Annotated in this window: 12 protein-coding genes and 1 tRNA gene; 9 read left to right on the plus strand and 4 right to left on the minus strand. The window is 63.8% G+C overall.

Translation table 11 applies throughout. From position 1 onward, the window contains the following. The first annotated feature begins 112 nt into the window (after nt 1-112). Nucleotides 113-1,000, plus strand: a complete 888-nt coding sequence (locus tag HNS03_RS08735; RefSeq protein ID WP_367194582.1) for an MBL fold metallo-hydrolase — start codon at nt 113-115, stop codon at nt 998-1,000. Here the strand turns inward: HNS03_RS08735 and HNS03_RS08740 are convergent. Then, nucleotides 921-2,402 carry a cytochrome P450 gene (locus HNS03_RS08740; RefSeq protein ID WP_367194584.1) on the minus strand — a complete coding sequence of 494 codons (1,482 nt, stop codon included), beginning with the start codon at nt 2,400-2,402 and terminating at the stop codon, nt 921-923. The genes HNS03_RS08735 and HNS03_RS08740 overlap by 80 nt on opposite strands. A 242-nt stretch (nt 2,403-2,644) precedes the next feature. Between HNS03_RS08740 and HNS03_RS08745 the strand changes: the two genes are divergently transcribed. Together HNS03_RS08745 and HNS03_RS08750 are read left to right on the plus strand one after the other, a co-directional pair. Continuing rightward, on the plus strand, nt 2,645-3,361 hold the full coding sequence (locus HNS03_RS08745; RefSeq protein WP_367194586.1) for a response regulator: 717 nt from the start codon (nt 2,645-2,647) through the stop codon (nt 3,359-3,361). A gap of 104 nt (nt 3,362-3,465) precedes the next feature. Continuing rightward, entirely contained in the window at nt 3,466-4,818 is a 1,353-nt protein-coding gene (locus HNS03_RS08750) for an ATP-binding protein (protein ID WP_367194588.1), read from the plus strand. A 142-nt stretch (nt 4,819-4,960) separates the two neighbouring features. On the opposite strand, the gene HNS03_RS08755 is transcribed toward HNS03_RS08750, so the two are convergent. Then, nucleotides 4,961-5,221, minus strand: a complete 261-nt coding sequence (locus HNS03_RS08755) for a cysteine rich repeat-containing protein (RefSeq protein ID WP_367194590.1) — start codon at nt 5,219-5,221, stop codon at nt 4,961-4,963. A gap of 102 nt (nt 5,222-5,323) precedes the next feature. Next, a complete protein-coding gene (locus HNS03_RS08760) occupies nt 5,324-5,842 on the minus strand; it encodes an SH3 domain-containing protein (protein ID WP_367194591.1) in 519 nt (172 codons plus the stop codon). Nucleotides 5,843-6,149: 307 nt separating this feature from the next. Here HNS03_RS08760 and HNS03_RS08765 point away from each other — a divergent pair, with 307 nt between their 5' ends. From HNS03_RS08765 to HNS03_RS08790, 6 genes are all read left to right on the plus strand, one after another. Continuing rightward, nucleotides 6,150-7,763 carry a thiamine pyrophosphate-dependent enzyme gene (locus HNS03_RS08765; RefSeq protein ID WP_367194593.1) on the plus strand — a complete coding sequence of 538 codons (1,614 nt, stop codon included), beginning with the start codon at nt 6,150-6,152 and terminating at the stop codon, nt 7,761-7,763. 212 nt (nt 7,764-7,975) lie between these two features. Then, on the plus strand, nt 7,976-9,382 hold the full coding sequence (locus HNS03_RS08770) for a hypothetical protein (protein ID WP_367194595.1): 1,407 nt from the start codon (nt 7,976-7,978) through the stop codon (nt 9,380-9,382). Nucleotides 9,383-9,647: 265 nt separating this feature from the next. After that, nucleotides 9,648-11,744, plus strand: a complete 2,097-nt coding sequence (locus tag HNS03_RS08775) for a methyl-accepting chemotaxis protein (RefSeq protein ID WP_367194597.1) — start codon at nt 9,648-9,650, stop codon at nt 11,742-11,744. Between the two features lie 115 nt (nt 11,745-11,859). Beyond that, nucleotides 11,860-12,948, plus strand: a complete 1,089-nt coding sequence (locus HNS03_RS08780; RefSeq protein ID WP_367194598.1) for a chemotaxis protein CheB — start codon at nt 11,860-11,862, stop codon at nt 12,946-12,948. Further along, nucleotides 12,932-16,120, plus strand: a complete 3,189-nt coding sequence (locus HNS03_RS08785) for a response regulator (protein WP_367194600.1) — start codon at nt 12,932-12,934, stop codon at nt 16,118-16,120. Before HNS03_RS08780 ends, HNS03_RS08785 begins: the two co-directional genes overlap by 17 nt. Continuing rightward, nucleotides 16,092-17,258 (plus strand): EAL domain-containing protein, encoded by a 1,167-nt coding sequence (locus HNS03_RS08790; RefSeq protein WP_367194602.1) that lies wholly within the window; start codon nt 16,092-16,094, stop codon nt 17,256-17,258. The genes HNS03_RS08785 and HNS03_RS08790 overlap by 29 nt, the downstream gene beginning before the upstream one ends. 97 nt (nt 17,259-17,355) lie before the next feature. Here HNS03_RS08790 and HNS03_RS08795 read toward each other — a convergent pair. Further along, nucleotides 17,356-17,429 (minus strand) — tRNA-Gln (locus HNS03_RS08795). Between the last annotated feature and the right edge of the window lie 86 nt (nt 17,430-17,515).

Here is a 17,515-nt window from a genome sequence, read left to right on the forward strand (position 1 = left end):
TCAGAGATTGCTAATATTGATCTGGCGCATTGTCGCCATGTCGTCGCTCTGGCGTCGTTATAGCAGAATGACTGAGCGTCATCGTGCTCTTGGAGGAAACGAGGACACCACCATGACCACTTATCCCGTCGACCTTTCGGTCAAGCCCGAGGTCACCGCGTTCTTCGACCCGGCGACGAACACCATCAGCTACGTGGTCAAGGATCCGACTTCGAGCGCCTGCGCCGTGGTCGATTCCGTGATGGATCTCGACTATGCCGCCGGCCGCATCGCGTTCGAGCATGCCGACGAGATCATCAAGTTCATTACCGACAAGGGCCTCAAGCTGGAGTGGCTGATCGAGACCCATGTCCACGCCGACCACCTCTCCGCTGCGCCGTACATTCAAAACAAGCTTGGCGGCAAAATCGGTATCGGCAAGAACATCACCGTCGTCCAGGACACCTTCGGCAAGGTCTTCAACGAAGGCACGGAATTCCAGCGCGACGGCAGCCAGTTCGATTGGCTGTTTGAGGATGGCGACACCTATCAGATCGGGAGCATGCCGGCGTTCGCCATGCACACGCCGGGCCACACCCCGGCTTGCATGACCCATGTCATCGGCAATGCGGCGTTCGTGGGGGATACGCTGTTCATGCCGGATTCCGGCAGTGCACGGGCCGATTTTCCCGGCGGCGATGCGGGCATGCTTTACGATTCGATCCAGAAGGTTCTGGCGCTGCCCGACGAGATGCGGCTCTTCATGTGTCACGATTACGGGCCGAATGGGCGCGACATCCGCTGGGAGACCACGGTCGGCGACGAGAAGGCGCACAACATCCACGTCGGCGGCGGCAAGACGCGGGACGAATTCGTCGCCATGCGTACGGCGCGCGACGCCACCCTCGACATGCCGAAACTGATTATCCCATCGCTTCAGATCAATATGAAAGCCGGCCAGCTTCCGCCTCCGGATACGAGCGGGCGGCGGTTCCTGAAGGTGCCTCTCGACACGCTTTGATCGGCGTGACGTAGGCCGCGACGCCCCGCGCAGGCTGCAAAGTGATCCGGGCGAGCGGTTCCACCGCCGCCGGATCGGCAAGCCGTACGCGGAAGCGGGGCACGAGGATCGCCAGGACGGTCAGGATTTCTTGCAGGGCAAAGCGCTGGCCGATGCAGATACGCGGCCCCAGCCCGAACGGCAGGAAGGCGCTGCGCGGGATCGTCTTGGCGGCCTCCGATAAGAAGCGCTCGGGACGGAACTGGTCCGGATCGTCCCACAGGAGCCGATGGCGATGGACAATCCAAGGCGAGATGACGAGCTGGCTGCCCTTGCGCACCTGGTGGCCGGCGACCTCGTCCGATGCCAGCGCCTCCCGGCCGATGAACGGGGCGGGCGGATACAGCCGCATCGCTTCGTCGATCACCGCCTTGGTGAAGGTGAGCCGGTCGAGCGCTTCGCGCGACACCGGGCCGTCGCCGATCACCTCGTCGATTTCCGTGCGCGTCCGCGCTTCGCTCGCCGGGTCCAGCCCCATCAGATAGAAGATCCAGGCCAGCGCGTTGCCCGTCGTTTCGTGGCCGGCGGCCAGAAAGGTCAAGACATTGTCGGCGATCGCGTCGGCATCAAGCTTGCGTCCGCTGGTCGGGTCGCTGGCGTGCATTAGCCGATCCAAAAGGTCCCCCGACACCGCACTTCCGTCCGACCCTTCGAGCCGGCCTTTGACGACGGTGTCGACCACGGAGCGAAAGGTGCGCAAGGAGGTCCGCGCTTTCACCTTCGTCGCACTCGGCCACCATTCCGGCAGATCGAAGAACGACGAAAGATCGATCCGTCCAAGGGTGTCGAAGTAGATCGCCATGTGGGCGTGGATCTGCGCCCGGTCCTGATCGAGGGCGCCGGAGAATATCGTGCGCGATACGATCTCGTAGGTCAGACGTTGAAATTCGGCGGCCAGATCGACCGCCTGGTCGGGCGCGATGGCGGTCTGCCAACGCATCGCCATCTGGCGAGTTGCCGCTGCCATGTCGTCGAATAGATGACCGACTGCGGCCGGGCTGAACAACGGCGCGGCAAGCCGGCGCGTGGAGCGCCAGACTTCGCCTTCGGAGGTGAGAAGGCCGCTCCCGAGGGCCGGCTGAAGCCGTCGTTGCTGCTGACGGCTCTTGCGATAGTTGCCGGCATTGTGAACCAGGATATGCTCGATCGCCTCGGGATCGCTCACGAGCAGGGCGCGGCCGGGCCGGATCAGGGAAACGATCGGCTCGTTATAGGCGCGCTCGGAAAAGGCGGTGATCGGGTTGCGGTTCAGCGCGCGGTAGGCCGCGATAAGGCCGGGACGCGATGTCCGTGGCGCCGGGGCTGAGGGCACGGGCCGGCCGATTGATGTAGGGTTCGCTGCGTCTGAGGCGGTGGACGACATGACGTCTTCCCAAAGCTTCGAATTCGTTTGCGAGAGCGTTTCCTGGCGAGATGGCAACCGGTTCCCCTCCGGAAACGCCCTTCGGTTCGCGCTGCGTCGCACCGGCACAGTGTGACGCGAGCATGTCAGCCCTCTGTGGTCGTGATACATCGCTCCGTCGCACACGGTCACGCGAACGTAACGGTGTGTCATCCGAGACGTTTCCACTTGCGCGCCCGACGGCGATCTCGGACAAGATCCTCATGAGCGCCGTCGGAACCACCCTCCTGATCGTCGAGGACGACCCGGAAATCCGGGGCATGGTCGTCGAGATGATGCGGCGCGAGGGCTATACGGTGGAAGAGGCGGAGGATGCCGCCGGGCTCGATGCCGTGATGTCGCGCTGCCGTCCGGATCTTCTGATCTTGGACATCATGCTGCCGGGAGAGGACGGGCTCTCGATCTGCCGGCGCATCCGCAATCGCGAAACGATGCCGATCCTGATGCTAACGGCCAAGAGCGACGAAATCGACCGGGTGGTCGGGTTGGAACTCGGTGCCGACGATTATCTCGTCAAGCCGTTCGGGCCGCGGGAGCTTCTGGCACGGGTGCGGGCGCTGTTGCGGCGCAATCAGAGCAACGGGCTTCAGCCGCAGAACCGTCGCTATGCTTTCGACGTGTTCGTGGTCGATCTGGATGCGCGCCAGCTTGCGCGCGAGGACGGACCTCCGGTGGTTTTGACGACCGCCGAGTTCGATCTGCTCGCCTGCTTCGTCCAGCGCCCGCGCCGGGTTCTGACCCGTGATCAGATCCTGGAATGGACCCATGGCCGGACCGCCGATCCCTACGATCGCACCGTCGACATGCTGGTTTCCCGGCTGCGTCGCAAGCTCGATGCGGAACATCCTGGCGCCGATCTGATCTCCACCGTGCGCAATGGCGGCTATCTGTTCGTCCCGCAGGTGAAGGCGGTGAGTTAGAGCGTTTCGGAGAAACGCGTCAAAACAAGAATTTGGAGCCGTCTAGAGGCTGTTACGAACTTCGAATAGCCTCGAGGGTTCTGCAGAACGGACGGGTTTTCACGGTGCGCCCCAGTCTTTCCGGCCGGATAACAGCCACGGTTCTGATCGCGCTTTTGATCAGTTGGATGGTGGCGGTCGCCTCCTACTACTACAACACCCGGGACTCGCGCCTTGAGTCCCTGATCGAGCCGGATGCCCTGGCGGCATTGATCGAGCTGGTGGAGACCGTTTCGTCCGACGAACGTGCACTGATTGTGCAGGCCATCGATACGCGCGGGCTGCAGGTCCATTTTCAGTCGCCGCGGGCAATCGGTTCCTCGACCGTCGCTCCGTCGATCGTGGCGCGCTACGAAGCCGCTTTGAAGGACTATCAATTCTCCATCGAACGGCGCCCGGCCGACGCGGTTGAAGTGCGCTTTCCGGCCATCTTCCTGGGTGCCATCAATGCGCTGCAGTTTCGGATCCGATTGAGCGACGGCGAAGTGCTCGTCGTCGATACGCGCAGTCCGCTCCTGGTTTCCCGTATCGGGCTTCCAATCGGGTTTGGGGCCGGAATGATCGGGTCGGTGATCGCTCTGATCGCGCTTTTGATCATGCATCGCGAAACGCGGCCTTTGAAACGACTGGCCGCTGCGGCCGATCGCATGGATCTCTCCGGAGATCCGATCGAGCTGCCCCAGGCGCGGTCGAGCGCGCCGGAAATCCGCTCGTTGATCGATTCCTTCGATCGCTTGCAGCGTCGTCTCTCCAACCTTCTGCGCGCGCGCATGGCCATGATGGGCGGCATCTCGCACGATGTGCGGACGTTTGCGACCCGGTTGCGTCTGCGGCTGGAGGACCTGCCGGAAGGGCCGCAACGCGAGCGGGCAATCGCCGACATCGCGGACATGATCCACCTGCTCGACGACGCGCTGCTCTCCAGTCGCGCGGGCGCGGGCGAACTATCGGAACAGCTTGTCGAGTTCGACGAGCTGGTGGTCGCCGAGGTGGACGACCGCAAGGCGACGGGGGCGCCGATCGACTTGGTGATTGCTCCAAACGCTGAGGGCGCGACGGTGCTCGGGGATCGGCTGGCGCTGCGCCGGATCGTCGCCAACCTGTCCGACAATGCGCTGCGCTATGGCTTCGTTGCGCATCTCCGCCTGGAGGTGGAGGGAGACCAAGTGGCATTACTGGTCGACGACGAGGGCACCGGGGTGCCGGAAAATCTCCGGGAAGTTCTGCTGGAACCGTTTGTGCGGATGGAGTCCTCCCGCAGCCGGCTGACCGGCGGCGCCGGGCTTGGCCTGGCCGTTGTCGTCAGTCTCGTCGGCGCGCACCGCGGGACCTTGGTGATCGGAGATGCGCCGTCGGGCGGCGCCCGGTTCGCCGTCCGTCTGCCCTTGTTTCGTGCTCGAAGCGGACCGGACGCCTGATCGAAGCGGCACAAAAAACGCCCCAGCCATGCAGACCGGGGCGCACTTTGGAAGGAAGGGCGGTTTGGCCGCCGCCACCGGCTATCGACACGAGATCGGAAGTCACCGATGACGGCGCCGTCAGGCTCCCCTCGGCCGACTGCTATTTTCCGAGCGCTTCGCTGAGCTTGGTCTTGCAGCCGCTCGACAGCTTGTCGGCGTTCTGCTGCAGGCATTGACCGACCCGGCCGCCGCCAGGCTGAACGCCGGAGCACAGGCTCTGAATGTCGGCCTTGCAGGCCTGGCCGACGGCGCGCATCTGGGACTGGCTGAGCTGCTGGGCCTGGGTGAGCCCGGCGCCGGCGATAAGGAGCGACCCGGCCAAAGCGGCGATGGCGGTGAACTTCAGGGTGGAAAGCTGCATGCTGTGTCTCCTTTGGGGTTATCCTCGGGGCATCCTGCCGCTCTGGCGCCGGCGAGCCTCGGTTCGGACAGACGGCGACGGGTCGGCTGGATTCGGGGGTGACTACCGGTGGAACGACCAGGACCGGCTTGCGCTGTTTCCGCGCGGTCCGGTGACGGTGCGGCTGCCGGAGCAGCCGTTGCGGCAGCCATAGTAGGGAGCTGGCGCCCGGTAGGCGCGCGGCGCGGGCCTATAGTAAGCGGGGCCGCGGGCGTACCACGGATAGGCCGTATAGTAGCGATTCCAATAGGTCGTCGGCGCGTAGGTGACCACCGGGAAGCCGACCGTCGGCGAGACGACGACCGTGGCGCCGCGCACGACGGTGGTGAGGTAGGACGCCGAGACCCATCCCCGAGCGCCGCCATATCCGACATCGCACCAGGAATAGTCGGCGACGCATCCATAGCTTGCCACGTTGGCGCCGGCCGGCACGATGCGAACGACCGGATAGGATGTGCTCGGACCGGCTCGCATGTTCACATTAGCGGTCGCGATAGCCGTGTTCGCTGCGCTGGCCGCGCCGGCAAAGCCGAGCGTTGCGATCGCAAGGGCAATGGCGGCGATAGACGATCGACGGGTCATCGCTGTTGCTCCAGGTACCATGGGACCCTGTTGCTCCCGCGCGCGCCAGGATCCGTCTGGGGCAACGGGTCCCGACGGCGCGCGGTCGATCGGTGCGTTGATCGTCACCGACGATGGAGAAGGTGGGCGATGAATGTCGCTGCGGTGTCGCTGCTGATTTTCGACGGGTCGCAGCTTGTCGGCGGCCTGTAACGAATTGTCGTCGACCTGCCGCGATTGCGGCCATCGGCCCCTCGGCAGCGGACCGGCTTTCGTCCTATAGAGGTGAACAACCGGTTCGACCGACAAAGGATTTGGAGGGGACGCAATGGAAGCGATCAGCGGAGGTGAGGCACTCGTTCGCGGGCTCGAGGCGCAAGGGGTTGATACCGTCTTTGGCTTGCCCGGGGCCCAGATCTACGGGCTGTTCGATGCGCTGGCGCGCTCCAACCGGATCCGGGTGATTGGCGCTCGCCATGAGCAGGCCTGCGGCTATATGGCCTTCGGCTATGCCCGGGCGAGCGGCCGCCCAGGCGTCTATTCGGTCGTGCCGGGCCCGGGCATCCTCAACACCGGGGCGGCGCTGATCACCGCGCTCGGTGGAAACGAGCCGGTGCTGTGCCTAACCGGGCAGGTGCCGAGCCCATTCCTGGGCAAGGGACGTGGCCATCTGCACGAAATGCCGGATCAGCTCGCCACCTTGCAGGGCCTGACGAAGTGGTCCGGCCGCGTCGATCACCCAAGCGCCGTACCCATGCAGATGGGCCGAGCCTTTCAGGAGATGATGTCGCTGAGGCGTGGTCCGGCCGCGCTGGAGATGCCTTGGGACCAGTTCACCGCCCGCGCGCCGGTCGCTTTCACCGAGCCGCCGGCCCTCTATCCGGAACCGCCGATAGATATCGACAAGGTCAAGGATGCCGCGGCGGCCATGGCGGCCGCCAAGGCGCCAATGATCTTCGTGGGCTCCGGCGCGATTGAAGCGGCCAAGGCCGTCCGGGCACTTGCCGAGCGGATCGGGGCGCCGGTGGTCGGCTTTCGCTCCGGCCGCGGCATCGTTTCCGAGCGCGAACCGCTGGGGCTCACCATCGCCGACGCCTACGAGCTGTGGGCGGAGACCGATCTGGTGATCGGAATCGGCACGCGGCTGGAGGTTCCGGGCTGGCGCTGGTCCTGGCGCCCCGATGGCCAGAAGACGATTCGAATCGAGATCGATGCTGCCGAGCTGCGCCGCGCGCCGGGCGACGCCGACATTCTCGGCGGCTCGGCGGCCGCGATTGCGGCGCTTCACGCCGAACTCGACCGGGTGGGGGCCGAAAGGGCGCGCCGGGACGACGCCATCGCGGCGGCCAAGGCAAAAGCGGCAAAGGAGATCCAGGAGATCCAGCCGCACTACGACTATCTGCGCGCGCTGCGCGATGTGCTTCCCGACGACGGCATCGTCACCGACGAGCTCTGTCAGACCGGTTTCGCGTCCTGGTACGCCTATCCCGTCTATAAGCCGCGCACCTTCCTCTCCTCCGGCTACCAAGGCACGCTCGGTTCGGGCTTTGCGACCGCGCTGGGCGCCAAGGTGGCCCAGCCGGATGCGCCGGTCGTGTCCATCTGTGGGGATGGCGGCTTCATGTTCGCCGTGCAGGAACTTTCGACCGCTGTCCAGTACGGTATCGCGGTAACGGTGCTGGTCTTCAACAACAGCTCCTACGGCAATGTGCGCCGGGACCAGCAGCAGCAATTCGAGGGTCGGGAGATCGCCTCGGCGCTAGAGAATCCGGACTTCATGAAGCTCGCCGAATCCTTCGGCGTGGACGGTGCGCGAGTCGAAACGCCGGATGCCCTTAAGCCGATCTTGGAGCGGGCGCTCGCGAGCGGGCGGCCAAACCTGATCGAAATCCCCCTCGATCTGAAGGACGAAGTGAGCCCTTGGCGGTTCATTCACCGCTGAGGTTCTGGTCCATCGAGAGGCTTGTGGAAATTTCCCACGATTAAAGTGGGAATCATTTTCTTTGACATTCCCACCGGCCGCGCGCTCAACTCAGCAAAACACTCCAGCCTGACGGGTCGCAAAATGCGCGCTATCTCGCGCCCCCAAAGGCTCAGGCGGCGCAGGGCGTGTGCCGCCCGCAAAGACGCTCGATCGGTGAGGAATGCGCTGAGGTGGACACGGACACCCTTGTCTCCGAGATCACCCGATTCTGCCGTGCCCACGAAATGGCGGAGTCCACGTTTGGCCGGGTCGTCGCCAACGACGGCAAGTTGGTCGCGCGCCTGCGCGGCGGAAAGAGCATCACCCTCAAGACGCTGAAGAAGGTCGAGGACTACATCACCGCGCACGATACGAGCGGTGACGTGATCGACTTTTCGGCGCTGAATGGCCTTCCACCCCGCTACAGCGAACGCATCACGGTTCATGCCCCGGCCGTCGATCCCCACGCCAGCGACCCGGCGCGCAATTTCCGCTTCTTCGACAACCGGCAGAAATATCTCCTGTTCGTAAACACTTGCAGTGAGAAATGGGTGGTCGCCAACCGCGTCTCGATGGAGCTCGCCAATATCCATCCCACGCCGCCGGCGATTCGCCTGTTCGATGCCGGCGTGGGCGACGGCACTGTGCTGACCCGGGTCATGCGGGCCATGCATGCGCGTTATCCCACCATGCCGCACCTGATTGCCGGCAAGGAAATCAGCCTGGAGGACATCCGGCTGACCATTGAGAAAATGCCGGACCGGTTCTACGAGCATCCGGCGAGCGTCGTCGTGCTCACCAACATGTTCTATTCCGAGGCACCTTGGCTACGGGTTCGCAATCCCGCGGCCGCCAACAGCCTGGTTTGGGAGGAGGTGGCGCTGCGCGGGTCGTCGGCCTTCGAGTTCGAGGAGCAGTTGACGGCGCTGCAGCCTTTCCTGGCGGAAAATTGGAAGGCGAAGGCGCATCCGGTCACCGGCAACCCGATCTATGAGCGTCCGGTCGTGCTGGTGCTCTACCGCGAAGACCACCGCTTCCTGCTGGATTCGGTGATCCCGCGCCAAGGCGCGATGCGGGCGGATTATGATCTGGTGCTCGCCTCGCAGCCCTATCGCTTGCGTGTTCCGGCCGCCTACAAGGCGGAAAAGGTGGTCGCGCCGCTTGCCCGGGCGCTCGGGCCCGGCGGGCGGCTGATCGGTATTCACTCCCATGGCGACGACCCCGGCCTGGAGATCATCCAGGGCGTTTGGCCGGGGGAGGTGCCGTTCGTAAACGACCGCCACGACATTCTGAAAGCGGCCAAGGAGATCCTCGGCCCGGCCGGGCGCGAGCTGAAGTTCAACGCCTACGCGGATTCACGCGCAATCTTCCGCTACGACATGCACACCCTGCCCAATGAGCTGGAAGGCCCGATTGGGACGTCGACATTGTTCGCTGCCTGGAACGCGGCGATCTATGTCAACCAGATCGAGGACGAACGGCTGAACGAAGCCGTGCGCTCGGGCGCCTATCTCGACGCCACCCGAGATGTTTTGAAGAAGCATGGCGGGCTCTGGTTCAACGACGAAAGCTACGTGATCTCCCGCAAGCTCGGGTAGCCTCCTCTCCGACGTAGCGATCTCCGCGTCATCGTAACGGAAGGGCAATCGCCCGCGTCTTTTCGCGAGCGCGAAGTGCTATGTCGCGGCGTGCACGTTAAAGATGTTTCTTTTTCAGGTTGTATGTTCTGAGCTTGTCGGGTTGAAATGGAAAGTCCACTGCGGCTGGGGGAATCTCGTTTGACCGCAGGCGCTTGTGCAATGGCCGTCGGCATTGGGGAGGCCGAAGCCAGGGTGGTGTGCCTGTCGTTTGGAGTGCCCACGAATGGTGCGGCTCAACATTCGAACCATGCTTTTGATCGGCGCCCTGGTGGTGACGGTCACGCCCGCCTTCATCGTCGGCTTGGGCTCCGGGCTCTCCATGCGCCGGCTTTTGCTCGAGGAGACGCTGGATCGATACCGCTCCGATGCCGATCAGCTAGCGCAGGCCTATGACGCCTTTCTCGGCGAACAAAGGCGTTTGATTTCGACTACCGCCCGCCAACTCGCCGCCATGAACTGGGACGACCGAGCCGCCGTTTCCGCGTTTCTTTCGCGCCAAAGTGCAGCCTACCCCGAACTCAACAACGGTCTTTGGGTGGTTTCGCCTGTAGGCCGACTGGTGGCGACCTCCGCGACCCGGCTTCAGCCGGCCTCGTTCGATGTTTCCAATCGCGCATGGTTCCATCGGGCGGTAAGGACGGGGGAGTCCGTTTGGGCGGACCGTCTCTATGCCTCGGTCGTCAATGGGGAACCGACCGTATCGGTCGCCGAGCCGATCCTGACACCACAAGGCGATCTCAGAGGGCTGGTGACGGCCGAGATCACGCTCGACACGCTGACCAAGCTTGCCGATCGGCTGGCCGCCTCCGGGCCTGGTTTCGTCATTGTGGCCTCGCGCAACGCTGGCGCGATCGTGGATCCGGAACGCAACCGGGCCTCTGAGAATTTCAACTACGGCTCCTCGGAGGTCTGGCAGGCCATGAGCGGGCGGACCTCCGGTACGGTGTCCGACTATGTCGGGACCGGCGGACGTCATCGACTTGCGGGTTTTGCCACGGTGGAGGCGACGGGATGGAAAGTGTGGGTCGGGCAGAACCGCTCGGACCTGGACGCCATTGTCGACCGGCCTTTCCGGATTTCGGCGATCTGGGCGGGCGTTGGGGTTCTCGGCGGTCTGGTGTTGGCCGTTCTGGCGTCGATTCAGTTGACGCGGCCGCTCGATCATGTCCGGCAGGTGGCGTTGGCTGTCGCCAACGGCGACTTCGGGCGGACGGCGAAGCCGTCTGGCCCGCGCGAACTCTCGGAGCTGGCAGGCGCGGTCAATCGCATGTCCGAGGCACTCCGCGTCCGCTTCGACAGGGAGCGGGCGGAGCGACAGGCTTTGAGCGACACGGTTGCCGAATTCGGCGAGCTTGCCCGTCGGGTCGCCGCCGGCGACCTGTCGGTTCGGGTCGAGCGGGCCGATGTTGCCGAACTCGACGTGCTGGGTGCCGCGCTCAACGAAATGACCGCTGCGTTGGAAGTGATGGTGCGCAACATTGCGGAAGCGTCGGCCGATCTCGATTCGGCGTCTTCCGAAATCCTGGCCGCGACCAGCGAGCAAGTGACGGCTACCTCCCAGGAGGCGTCTGCGGTTCGCGAAACCGTAGCGACAGTCTTCGAAGTGAAGCAGACGGGATCGCTGGCGATGGAAAAGGCGCGTTCGATGTCCGATGCCGCTTCTCATGCCTCGGAGGTTGCGCGCTCCGGACGCGAGGCGGTGGAGGCTACGATCGAGGGAACGCAAGAATCGAAGGAGCGCATGGAGACGCTTGCTCAGAAGATCCTGGGCTTCACTGAACAGGCGGAATCGATCGCGGAGATCAACGCCTCCGTCAACGATCTTGCGGAGCAATCGAACCTGTTGGCCGTCAACGCAAGCATCGAGGCGGCGCGAGCCGGCGAGGCGGGGCGCGGTTTTGCGGTGGTCGCAAGCGAGATCAGGGCGCTGGCGAGCCAGTCGAAGGCGGCGACCGCACGGGTACGGGAAATTCTGGCGGACATCCAGAAGGCCTCCCAAAGCGCGATGCTTGCTGCAGAACAGGGGGTGCGGGCCGCCGACGACGGCGTCGAGGTCGCCAATCGCTCCGGCGATGCCATTGCCAAGTTGGCCGCGAGCGTGACCGAGGCCACTCAGGTGGCGCAGCAGATCCTGGTGACGAGCCAGGAACAGCTCGCCGGCATGGATCAGATCGGCCAGGCGATGGAAAATATCGAACTGTCGTCGAACCAGACCGCAAGCGGCACACGGCAGGTGGAACGGGCGGCGCAGGATCTTAACGATCTTGCCAAACGGCTCGGGATGTTGGTCGATTTTTCCGGATCGTCGGAGATAGTCTGAGCGAGCAGGAAACGCGGGAGGGCGCGCTGCAGGAGATCGTATTCGGTATGGGAGGGGGGCAAGCGACATCTGATTACGGCTGCAGACCTTTGAGCGGTCCAGCCGGTTGGTGCGCATGATCGCCAGACAGCAAGGCCAGCCGATCACGGTTCTGGTTGCCGTTCGCGCGGACGCGGTTCGTGCCGAACTGGCGGATATGATCGATCGCGAGCCGGATATGCGGGTCGTGTGTCGCACTGGAGACGGATTGGCCGTGGTCGGGTTGGCGGAGGTGGAGCGTCCCGATGTGATCCTGATGGATGCCGCTTTGCCGGGCGTGGATGGGTTTCGCGCGACGCGCCGGATTATGGAGACGTGCCCGACTCGGATAATCATCATCCGCGACGCCTACGATCCGGCCGATCTGGAAACGACGATGTCGGCTCTTGCCGCCGGCGCTCTGACGGTCGTCGGCGATCCGACCAAGGCGGAAGCAAGCGCGCGCTCCGCCGCCAAAGCTTCGCTCGCCGGGCTGGTCCGGGCGTTGAGCGAGGTGGCCGTGGTCCGCCGCTGGGCCGCGCGCCCGACGATGACGGCTCGCGCGGAGCCTTCACGCCCTCCCGCCGACCGGATTCGTATGGTCGCGATCGCCGGTTCGACCGGAGCGCCAAAGGTGCTCGGCTCTCTTCTGGGGCGGCTCGGGGAGGGAATTTCGTGCCCGATACTGGTGGTCCAGCATATCAGTTCCGGGTTTGTGGAAGGGTTTGCCGCCTGGCTGTCGAGCCTGACACCGCTTCCGGTGACCGTTGCCCGTGATCGCGAACTCGCTCAGGCGGGCCACATCTATCTCGCGCCGGAAGGGCGGCATCTCAGGATCGATCGTGCCGGCCTGATCTGCTTGGGAAACGATCCGGCGGTCGGGGGCTTTCGTCCCTCGGCGGATTGCTTGTTCGAAAGCGTGGGAAACGCGTACGGTCGGTCTGCGGCCGGCGTGTTGCTGACAGGCATGGGACGCGACGGGGCGGAGGGGCTCGCCCGTCTGGGGGCAGAAGGGGGGACGACAATCGTTCAGGATCCGGCGACCTGTGTGGTGCCAGGCATGCCGATGGCCGCAATCAAGACGGGCTATGTTCAGCATATTCTAGCGGGAGATGCGCTCGGCGATTTTCTGATGGCATTGCTGAAGAGGCGAAGGGTGGAGATGCGCGATGACGCCGGACGATAGCGGTCGCGATGGCGTCCGGCGCATCCTGATTGCCGAGGATAGTCCGACGCAGCGTCAGCAGCTTGAGATCCTCCTGGAGGATGCGGGCTATCAGGTTTTCACGGCGGAAGACGGCACGGCCGCGATCGAAAAGGCCCGCAGCCTGCACCCGGATCTTCTGATCAGCGATGTCGTGATGCCCGGTCGCGACGGCTACGAGGTCTGTCAGACGCTGAAAGAGGATCCCGCGACGGCTTCGATCCCGATCATCCTGGTGACGGGACTGTCGAGTGCCGAGGATGTTTTCAGGGGGCTCAATTGCGGGGCCGACAACTTCATCACCAAGCCCTATGACGAACGCTATCTGATCTCGCGGATCAACTATCTCTTCACCAACCGCGTCTTGCGCGAAAGCGGCAAGCTCCAGGCTGGCGCGGAGATCGAACTCCACGGCAAGCGCCACTTCATCTCCGCCGATCGCCAGCAGATCCTGGATCTCCTGATCTCCACCTACGGCGAAGCGGTGCATCTGAATGGCGAGCTGCGCGAGCACCAGGAGATCCTGCAAGGCACTCTGGAATCGCTGAATGCGATCACGTCCGTCACCGAGGCGCTCAATCGCTGCACCACCCGCGATCAGGTGTTGAGCGAGGCGCTGGGCCAGGCCGCTGCGATCGTCCCGTCAGATGCGGCGTGGCTGTGTATGCGCCCTGCCTCGTTGGACGACGACGACATCGAATTTATCGATCTTCCGATGCTACAGCGTGGAGCGTCCGCTTCGCGGCCCCCGACGGAACAGTGCGCCTGCGGCGATCCCCAGCGGTGGTCGACCATCGAGGCGGCCACATTCGAGCCGAACTGCGAGCTTGCTCGCGAAATCCAAGATCGCGCCCCGAGCGGTCACGTGCTGGTGCCCTTGCGCGCCGACGAGGAGGTCCACGGCACGCTCGATCTCTTGTGGCAGAAAGCGGAGCCGCCGGAACCCAGCCTGTTGCGGCTTCTGACGGCGATCGGTCAGCAGGTCGGGATCGCGCTTGAACGGGCAGCGCTCCACCGGGAGCTGGAGCGCAAGGTGGCCAAGCGGACCGCCGCGCTGACGGAAGAAATCCGCCATCGCCAAATGGCCGAGACCGCATTGGAACACCGGCGCAGGGAACAGTCGGCGATCGCCCAGCTCGGTCAGGCCGCGCTGGAGAGTAGCGGAACGGAAGCGCTGTTCACGCAAGCCGTCGATCTTGTCCACGCCACCCTCAGGGTCGATACGACGACGCTTATCCTCAAGACCTTGGACGACGGCTTTCGCGTCGCGGCCGGGGCCGGGCTGATGGCCGGCCGGGAGGGCTCCTACGTCACGCGGGCCTATCAGGGCTCATTTCCCCAATTTGTCCTCGGTGTCGTGGAGCCCGTCCTGGTTCCCGACTGGCGGGTCGAGGATCGCTTCGACCCGACCCCGCGCATGCGCGAAGACGGCATCGTCAGCAGCCTCGCGATTGCGGTGCGCGGGGCGGATCGCATGATCGGAATGCTGTCGGTGCACACGGTCGCGCCGCGCACGTTCGATCCCGAAGAGATCGCGTTCGTGCGCGCAATCGCAACGACTTTGAGTGCCTCCAGGGCCCGCGAGGAAACCTTGAAACGGCTCAGGGAAAGCGAGGAGGAATTCCGCGCCACCTTCGAGCAGGCGGCCGTCGGGATCGTCCATGCGGAGCTGGACGGCTCTCTCTTGAGAGCCAACAGGCTGCTGTCGGAGATGCTGGGCTATAGCGACAGCGAACTGCTGGGCATGTTGCCCTCTCAAGTCACTCACCCGGACGAAATCGCCGCGGAAGCCCGCGGTATGGGTCGGCTCAAAGACGGGGAAATCGAAGTTTTTCGGCGCCAGAAGCGCTTCATTCGCAAAGACGGTTCGACCTTTTGGGCGCATGTGACGACCAGCCTCAAGTTCGATACCTCCGGGTCGGCGCAGTATATGATTAGCGTCGTTCAGGATATTACGGATCAGAAGCGCTCCGAGGAGCAGATCGGGCATCTGCAGAAACTGGAAGCCGTGGGGCGCCTGACGGGCGGGATCTCCCACGACTTCAACAATCTTCTTATGATCATCATCGGGAACCTGGAGTTGCTGGCGGAAAACGTCGAGAGCGATCCGGAGAACGCGGAATTGGTAGGTGCGGCCCTGTCTGCGGCAACGCGCGGATCTGAGCTGACCCGCAAGCTTCTGACCATGTCGCGCCGTCAACCGCTGGACCCGAAGGTGCTCAACCTCAATGAGCTGGTGGAAAGCCTTGCGAAGCTTTTGTCGCGCACGATCGGCTCGAGCATCCAGATCAAGATCGAACCGGTGAAGGGTTTGTGGCCCTGCCGGGCAGATCCCGGTCAGTTGGAATCTGCGATTGCCAATCTGGCGCTCAATGCCCGCGATGCGATGCCGAACGGTGGCACGCTCACCTTCGTGACGACGAATGTTCGTCACGAGGCCGAGGTCGATTCGGTGCGGCCGGGGCTTGCCTCGGGGGATTATGTCTGCCTTTCCGTCAGCGACACGGGCACTGGCATTCCGGCCAACGTGCTGCCGATGATTTTCGAACCCTATTTCACCACCAAGGAAAGCGGGAAGGGGACCGGCCTGGGACTCAGCACGGCCTATGGCTTCGTTCGCCAATCCGGTGGCGAAATTACCGTCTATTCGGAGGAGGGGTTGGGGACGACCTTCCACATCTACCTGCCGCGCGACAACGGCTCCGGCGACAGTGGCGCGAACGAAGAGGAACTCTCTGAGACGGCAGCGAATTTTACCGGACGGACGGCGCTTCTGGTCGACGACGACGCGGAGATTCGCCGCGTTATGCATCGTCACCTACAGGATCTCGGCTTCGAGGTCGTCGAGGAAGCCGATGGCGAATCGGCGCTTGCCGCGCTCGAACAACGGAGTTTCGACGTGGTTGTGACGGACTATTCTCTCGGCGGGGGTATCAGTGGCGCCGAATTGGTGACAAGATGTGAAGAAAATTGGCCTGGCATGGCCGAAGTAATGTGTTCTGGATTACCGGAAGTCGCTGGCCTAGGAGATGGCGCTCGCAGATCAAATTTTGCGTTCCTCCTAAAACCGGTCACACGTCAGAGCCTTGGGACGGCTCTGCAGCGGGTTCTGGATGGAGTCCGTTATGGTGACAAACCGTCTGCTGATCCTTGATGACGAAGCGGCGATCGGCACCTTGGTCGCCACAGTTGCACGCAAGGTCGGGTACGAGGCCGAGGCGACGACCGATTTCGGCTCCTTCAGGGAAGCTTTTGATCGGATCGAGCCGACCCATGTCGTTCTCGATCTGCAACTTCCCGATACCGATGGGGTCGAGGTCCTTTCCTATCTGACGGCGCGGGGGGCGAACGTTCGCGTTCTCCTGATGAGCGGGTTCGACGCGCGTGTCCTCGATATGGTTGGGCAGGTCGCCCGCGACCGTGGGTTCGATGTCATCGCAACGTGCCGCAAACCGCTCCGGGTGCCGGAACTCCGCGACATCCTGCGGCGCAACGCGCATGAGCAACCGCTCGCGCTGGAGCCGGAAGCGCTCGATCAGGCGCTCGACGAGGGCCAGATCTTCGTGAATTTCCAGCCGCAATGTCGTCTGTCCGACGGTGTCATCGTCGGGTTCGAGGCGCTGGCGCGATGGCGGCATCCCGATCTCGATCTGATTGCGCCGGACAAGTTCATTCCGCTTGCCGAGCGCAGTGGACGCATTGCCCGGCTGACGCACTATGTCTTCGATCAGGCGACCGATGCGGCGGTGCGGTTCGCCGCGTGCTCCCCGAATTGCGGAGTTGCCGTCAACGTCTCGCCGCTCGACCTGTCCGATCCGCACCTTGCCGACAAGTTCGCCCAGGTATGTCGCGACAAGGGTGTGGCGCCCGACAAGGTGACGTTGGAGATGACAGAGTCGGCGGCCATGTCCGATCCGGTATCGGCCAAGGAGGCGCTGGTCCGGCTGCGGCTGAAGGGCTTCCGTCTGTCGCTCGACGATTTCGGAACCGGCTATTCCTCGCTCGTCCTGCTTCGGCAAATGCCGCTGTCGGAGCTGAAGATCGACCGTAGTTTCGTGACCGATTGCACCACGTCGCACGATTCCGAAGCGATCATGGAGGCGGTCGTCGCAATGGCCCATGCGCTCGGGCTGAGTGTGGTCGCCGAAGGCGTGGAGACTCAGGAAGTCCTCGGCCGTCTGGCACAGGCGGATGCCGACCTTGCCCAGGGTTATCTGATGTCCCGTCCGGTCGGATTGGACGAGGCTTGTCGGATGCTGACGGGAAGCGGTCAGATGGCGCAAATTTCCTGACGTCATTTCAGGACTGGTGCGCCCTGGCGTCCGGTCCGATGCGGCGGGCGCGACCTGGGCGTTTGACCTGAAACCTAGGTGTTTGACCTGAAAAAGATGGCTGGGGCGCCAGGATTCGAACCTGGGATCACGGGACCAAAACCCGATGCCTTACCGCTTGGCCACGCCCCAACGAAGCTCGACGCGACGCCTTGCGATCCTGAATGATCGCAGACCGAACCGACGGACAATCGATCGGGCCGTGCATCGTCGAGTGG

Origin of the sequence: Amorphus sp. 3PC139-8, from assembly GCF_040750475.1 — a bacterium.
Lineage (GTDB): Bacteria > Pseudomonadota > Alphaproteobacteria > Rhizobiales > Amorphaceae > Amorphus.

Coding starts and splice junctions, on each gene's coding strand:
- HNS03_RS08775 (WP_367194597.1), top strand. CDS start 9,648: ATGGTGCGGCTCAACATTCGAACCATGCTTTTGATCGGCGCCCTGGTG.
- HNS03_RS08780 (WP_367194598.1), top strand. CDS start 11,860: ATGATCGCCAGACAGCAAGGCCAGCCGATCACGGTTCTGGTTGCCGTT.
- HNS03_RS08755 (WP_367194590.1), bottom strand. CDS start 5,221: ATGCAGCTTTCCACCCTGAAGTTCACCGCCATCGCCGCTTTGGCCGGG.
- HNS03_RS08765 (WP_367194593.1), top strand. CDS start 6,150: ATGGAAGCGATCAGCGGAGGTGAGGCACTCGTTCGCGGGCTCGAGGCG.
- HNS03_RS08760 (WP_367194591.1), bottom strand. CDS start 5,842: ATGACCCGTCGATCGTCTATCGCCGCCATTGCCCTTGCGATCGCAACG.
- HNS03_RS08790 (WP_367194602.1), top strand. CDS start 16,092: ATGGTGACAAACCGTCTGCTGATCCTTGATGACGAAGCGGCGATCGGC.
- HNS03_RS08735 (WP_367194582.1), top strand. CDS start 113: ATGACCACTTATCCCGTCGACCTTTCGGTCAAGCCCGAGGTCACCGCG.
- HNS03_RS08740 (WP_367194584.1), bottom strand. CDS start 2,402: ATGTCGTCCACCGCCTCAGACGCAGCGAACCCTACATCAATCGGCCGG.
- HNS03_RS08785 (WP_367194600.1), top strand. CDS start 12,932: ATGACGCCGGACGATAGCGGTCGCGATGGCGTCCGGCGCATCCTGATT.
- HNS03_RS08745 (WP_367194586.1), top strand. CDS start 2,645: ATGAGCGCCGTCGGAACCACCCTCCTGATCGTCGAGGACGACCCGGAA.